This is a genomic window from Psychrobacter sp. AOP5-GZ1-6, assembly GCF_052376345.1.
In the GTDB taxonomy this organism is placed as follows: domain Bacteria; phylum Pseudomonadota; class Gammaproteobacteria; order Pseudomonadales; family Moraxellaceae; genus Psychrobacter.
Window position 1 is genome coordinate 1 of record NZ_JBQSVP010000181.1, and the last position, 4,937, is coordinate 4,937.

Genomic DNA, 4,937 nt, shown 5'->3' on the forward strand with positions numbered 1-4,937 from the left:
ATCCCGCGCTCAAACATGAAGGCGCGAATACGCTCTGGGTCAAAACGCTTCTCATCCCCTACTCGAAAATAATCTGCATCATCAAAAAACACGCGCCCATAGATGCGCCACATATCGTTATAAAAGTTTGGATAATGGAAGCGCATTGCCCATTTTTCACTGGTCGGTGGAAATGTGCCCATCATCATAACCGTCGCATTGGGCGGTAAGACAGGTGGAAACGGATGCGTTTCTATTTCTGCTGCTCTCGTTTCAGGCAATATCGAGTTGGTATCAGGATTATCATTCGTATGAGATGAGCGCGTAGTCATAAGATTCTTCATCAGAAAAGTGGTTTTTTTGGTATCATAGCAAGCCTAAACACTACCTCATTTAGAATCATACTATATAGTTATATTTAACTGGTTTAGTTAGCTTACTAAGCCTAAATAGTTAGGCTTTGACGGCAGCTGTGAACGCAAATATTGTCATTGCGCTAAGTGAACACTGCTGCACAGTAATGTAAGCAACTAATTGGCTTTACTGTGCAGAGCCTTACTTTACTATTTATATGCTAGCGATGCAGTTTGAGAGCGGTAGGTGTTTGTATCCTTTATATTAATAGCAACCGCAGCAATTGCGTAAGCATCAGCCCAAAATCAAGAGAGTACTCATGAGCGACTTAAATAACGATTTACAAATTACAGTAATCGACCATCCACTAGTCCGTCATAAACTTAGCTTAATGCGTGAAAAAGACTGTAGTACTTATAAGTTTCGTACGTTAACCAAAGAGCTTGCCCGATTGATGGCGTATGAAGCCAGCCGTGACTTTGAAATCGAGACTTTCCCAATGCAAGGTTGGTGTGGTGAAATTACTGGTGAGCAAATCATCGGTAAAACGGCGACTATTGTACCGATTTTGCGTGCAGGTATTGGCATGCTTGATGGGGTGCTCGATCTCATCCCTACTGCTAAGATTTCTGTTGTGGGTTTACAGCGTGATGAAGAAACGCTACAGCCAGTGCCTTTCTTTGAAAAATTCGTCAGCCACATGGACAAACGCCCTGCGCTCATCATTGACCCAATGCTAGCCACGGGCGGCTCAATGGTTGCGACCATCGAGATGCTAAAGAAAAATGGCTGCACCAATATCAAAGCACTCGTATTAGTGGCCGCACCTGAGGGTGTGCGCTTGGTCAATGAGGCGCATCCTGACGTGACAATCTATACCGCTGCGCTAGACAGCCATTTGGATGAGCATGGTTATATCATCCCAGGTCTGGGTGATGCTGGTGATAAGATTTTTGGTAAACAGTTATCAAATAAATAAGTAATTATCTAGAGCATATCTCTAACCTGAATGATAGGCTCTAGATACACTATTTAAGATACACTAACTTAAGGCGCACTAACTTAAATAGTGCTCATAAACATTATGACAGAAGCATACAACCTCAATGATAAGGATGGATGATGAACGTATTAATTACAGGCGCAAGCGCGGGTTTTGGTAAGGCACTGGCTGAACGTTTGGTGGCAAACGGTCACCAAGTGATTGGCTGTGCTAGACGCCTTGATAAACTCAATGCTTTGGCAGAGACTTTAGGTGAGGCTTTTTTGCCAGTCGTTATGGATGTGAGCGATACCGACACTATCCCTCAAATTATCGCTGACTTGCCTGAAAAGTTTCGTCAAATTGATGTGTTGGTAAATAATGCTGGTTTGGCACTGGGTACTGAGCCTGCTCAAAACGCTAAGTTAGAAGATTGGATGCGCATGACTGACACCAACATCAAAGGCCTGATGGCATTAACCCATGCGGTATTGCCAGCGATGGTTGCCCGCGATAGCGGTTATATTATCAATGTTGGTTCGATTGCTGGTAGCTGGCCTTATTTTGGTGGCAATGTATATGGCGCGACTAAGGCTTTTGTGAAGCAGTTTAGCTTAAACTTGCGTGCTGATTTATTGGGAACCCAAGTCCGTGTTACCAATCTTGAGCCGGGTAATGTCGGTGGTACTGAGTTTTCGAACGTACGCTACCACGGTGATGATGCTAAAGCTGCACAGGTTTATAACGGGTTCAAAAATATGACTGGCGATGATATTGGTGATATTTTAATATGGCTTATCGAGTCGCCTGCACATATCAACGTCAACCGCTTAGAAGTGATGCCTGTTGCGCAAACGTATAATGGACTGACGATTGCAAAAGACGACAGTTAGTCAGTATTAAGCGTTAACATCATTACTATCAGGCCGTCACACAGTATCTTATTTTGATACTGTGTGACGGCCTATTTTTTGGTCATTTTTACCGCTGTTTTGTGATATGGTCAACTTTCTTATTTGTGGACGCATTTATTTATCTATCGATGATCAATAAATGAGACTTCGCAATCACTCATACTGTTATTTATTAATAATTATAAGGACACTTTAATGGCTAATGCACCGCTAACGTTGACGCTAGAATGGTTTTTAAATCCAGACCATCTGCCTTTTATTGCCGGTATTCATACTGGTGCTTATTCTAAGGCGGGGCTTGATATTAATATGATAGAGCCTACAGAACATTATGATGGGTTTGCAGAGCTAGAAGCAGGCAATATTGATTTGCACGTGAACGAGCCGATTCATTTATTTGAGCATTATTTTGAAGACTTAAAAGCATTGGGCTGTTTTTTTGTGACTGATGGCGGCGTGCTTATTAAGCAAAGCAGCCTTGATAAATTGCACAATAACCAACCGATTCGTATCACAACGCCCGCATCAAACCCTATTACCAATAAAATTGGCTTTGAGATTTTAAGCCGCTATGCCAAGAAAAATGGTTTTGTGCTAGATATTGATAATGTGGATTTTGTTGAAACCGATTTTCAACATCTACAAAACTTACAAGAAGGCGATGCCGCAGGTGAATTTGATGGTGCATGGTTATGCTTTTATAATTTTGAAGGCATTGAAGCCAATTATGTTGGGCTTGAGTATACCTTTATCGATCAGCATCTATCACCGTATCCTAATTTTTCGGCATTGGAGCTGATGACCACACATAGTATCTGGCAAGAAAAGTCGGACGCATTGACACAGTTCGTCGCGGTTAGTACAGAAATGGCACAGCTATGTATCGACAATCCTCAACAGGCACGCGAGATTTATTATGGTTATACGGGCGAGGCGCCATCAGCATTAATGGATGACATTATCAATGATACGCTAAAACGCTTGATAGCACCTATCAAACCAAATGCCGAGCGCTGGACTACCCTACGCGAGATGCTAGCAACATTAGATATCGCTAATATCAGTGACGCCAATTATGCCAAACTGTGGCAGTAATATAGTCCAACTCATGTAAATTCGCTACATCGTCACCCTTGCTAGCCATACTCATGTATGGCTTGTACTCGGTTTCTTTGTATCGAAACTATGTGAACTTAACTATAGCGCTGTGCCACGTCATACATAGCCAATATAAGCCAATGATATCCCATATGTTCAAAACGACATTTAAAACGCCTGAGCAGTATCAATTACAAACCACTCATGTCACGGCGACTGATGGTACACCGTTGCCCGTTTCTATCATTGGTAAAGGTAAACCTGTCTTGCTGCTACACGCTTTTGGGATGGATGCGCGGCAGTTTTTGCCGTTCATCCTACCGTTGACTCAGCATTACCAATTTTATCTGCCGCACTTTCGAGGGTTTGGGTTGGCCAGTAATCTAATGTTGCCAACGTTTGATTTTATTGAGCAATATGCAGAGGATACTCAGCAAGTATTTGAGTATATGCGTGAAGAAACTGGGGTTGAGGCATTTCATGTGGCTGGAATCTCCATGGGCGCGTTGGTCATGTGGGCGTATTTTCAGCGCTTTGGTACTCAATACGTGAGCCGCTATTTGAATATTGACCAAGCACCGATTATTCACAATCAGCCTGATTGGCAAGGTGGCGGCGTATTTGGCACGCGGCAAACCGAGTTATTTGCGCAGTTCACACGTTTGATCACTCATGCAGCACCTTATATGCAGGTGGAGCAAGTTGATAGTTTTCGGCATCTACCTTATCAATTAAAAGAAAATTTATTGACAGTGGAACGCTCGTTTTCGCTGCTTTCTGTCGGTACCAAGCCTTCACAGATATTGACAAAAACTTTGAGTTATCGCGCACCACATAAAATCGCTCTGATGAAACACGCCACGTGGCAGCACAAACTGCGCTGCCTGTCTGCTTATGTTGAGCTGCCCTACGATTACCGAGCCGTATTGCCAAGGGTAAATATTCCGACCACGCTACTGATCGGCGGGCGTTCGCAGTTATATGGCGCAGAGTGGCAACAACGTTTGGTTACCATGCTGCCCAATGCACATAGTATTGTTTTACCAAAATCAGGACATGCCGTACCAATGGATGCGCCCATCGGGTTTTATAAGGTGTTAAGGCAGTTTTTGAGTAGTTGAACTTTAAAACATTGGTGTGAATAGATAGAAAAAAGCGACTTTCAAAGTCGCTTTTTTGTTAAGTCAGCGGTGAGATATGTTCGCAGAAAACTGAAACTAATCGTTTAAGTCTTTAATCAATTCAAACCGTGGTATTTGCTTGCCATCTACCATAACTGTTTCAGTAAACATCGTTAAGGGACGAACCCACACGCCATATTCACCGTATAGGCAACGATAAACCACAAGCGATTCTTCGGTTTCTGAATGCTGCGCCGTATGCAATACTTGATAGAGACTGCCTTTGTAGTGGCGGTAAATGCCTTGGGATATTATGATAGCTTAAAACCTCATACCTAAGTGAGTGAAGACGTCTAACCAATTGCTACAAGGAATATTTTTATAACGACAGACATCAGGAATTTTTAATTGAGTCTGTTTGCTTAAAACTGGATTAGTAATATCTTTATTAAAGCCCTGTTCACTAGGGACTGTATAGAATTGAGGAAC

The 4,937-nt window shown here is 42.6% G+C and carries 5 protein-coding genes and 1 pseudogene; 4 read left to right on the plus strand and 2 right to left on the minus strand.

The genetic code is table 11. The annotated features are described in order from the left end of the window. A pseudogene (locus ACT3RN_RS14470) lies at positions 1–311 on the minus strand (DNA glycosylase); the annotation flags it as partial. Between the two features lie 341 nt (positions 312–652). Between ACT3RN_RS14470 and upp the strand changes: the two are divergent. From upp to ACT3RN_RS14490, 4 genes are all read left to right on the plus strand, one after another. Beyond that, entirely contained in the window at positions 653–1,312 is a 660-nt protein-coding gene (gene upp, locus ACT3RN_RS14475; RefSeq protein ID WP_192520168.1) for a uracil phosphoribosyltransferase, read from the plus strand. Between the two features lie 143 nt (positions 1,313–1,455). Then, entirely contained in the window at positions 1,456–2,208 is a 753-nt protein-coding gene (locus ACT3RN_RS14480) for an SDR family NAD(P)-dependent oxidoreductase (RefSeq protein ID WP_192520167.1), read from the plus strand. Between the two features lie 216 nt (positions 2,209–2,424). Continuing rightward, positions 2,425–3,324: an ABC transporter substrate-binding protein gene (locus tag ACT3RN_RS14485; protein ID WP_192520166.1), complete on the plus strand. Its 900-nt coding sequence runs from the start codon at positions 2,425–2,427 to the stop codon at positions 3,322–3,324. A gap of 155 nt (positions 3,325–3,479) precedes the next feature. Beyond that, positions 3,480–4,448, plus strand: a complete 969-nt coding sequence (locus tag ACT3RN_RS14490; protein ID WP_192520165.1) for an alpha/beta fold hydrolase — start codon at positions 3,480–3,482, stop codon at positions 4,446–4,448. Between the two features lie 96 nt (positions 4,449–4,544). Here the strand turns inward: ACT3RN_RS14490 and ACT3RN_RS14495 are convergent, their stop codons facing one another. Beyond that, positions 4,545–4,766: a DUF1653 domain-containing protein gene (locus ACT3RN_RS14495; RefSeq protein WP_192520169.1), complete on the minus strand. Its 222-nt coding sequence runs from the start codon at positions 4,764–4,766 to the stop codon at positions 4,545–4,547. Positions 4,767–4,937: the final 171 nt, after the last annotated feature.

Excerpts from the sequence above, each read along its gene's own strand:
- upp (WP_192520168.1), top strand. The coding sequence starts at position 653 with ATGAGCGACTTAAATAACGATTTACAAATTACAGTAATCGACCATCCA.
- ACT3RN_RS14480 (WP_192520167.1), top strand. The coding sequence starts at position 1,456 with ATGAACGTATTAATTACAGGCGCAAGCGCGGGTTTTGGTAAGGCACTG.
- ACT3RN_RS14485 (WP_192520166.1), top strand. The coding sequence starts at position 2,425 with ATGGCTAATGCACCGCTAACGTTGACGCTAGAATGGTTTTTAAATCCA.
- ACT3RN_RS14490 (WP_192520165.1), top strand. The coding sequence starts at position 3,480 with ATGTTCAAAACGACATTTAAAACGCCTGAGCAGTATCAATTACAAACC.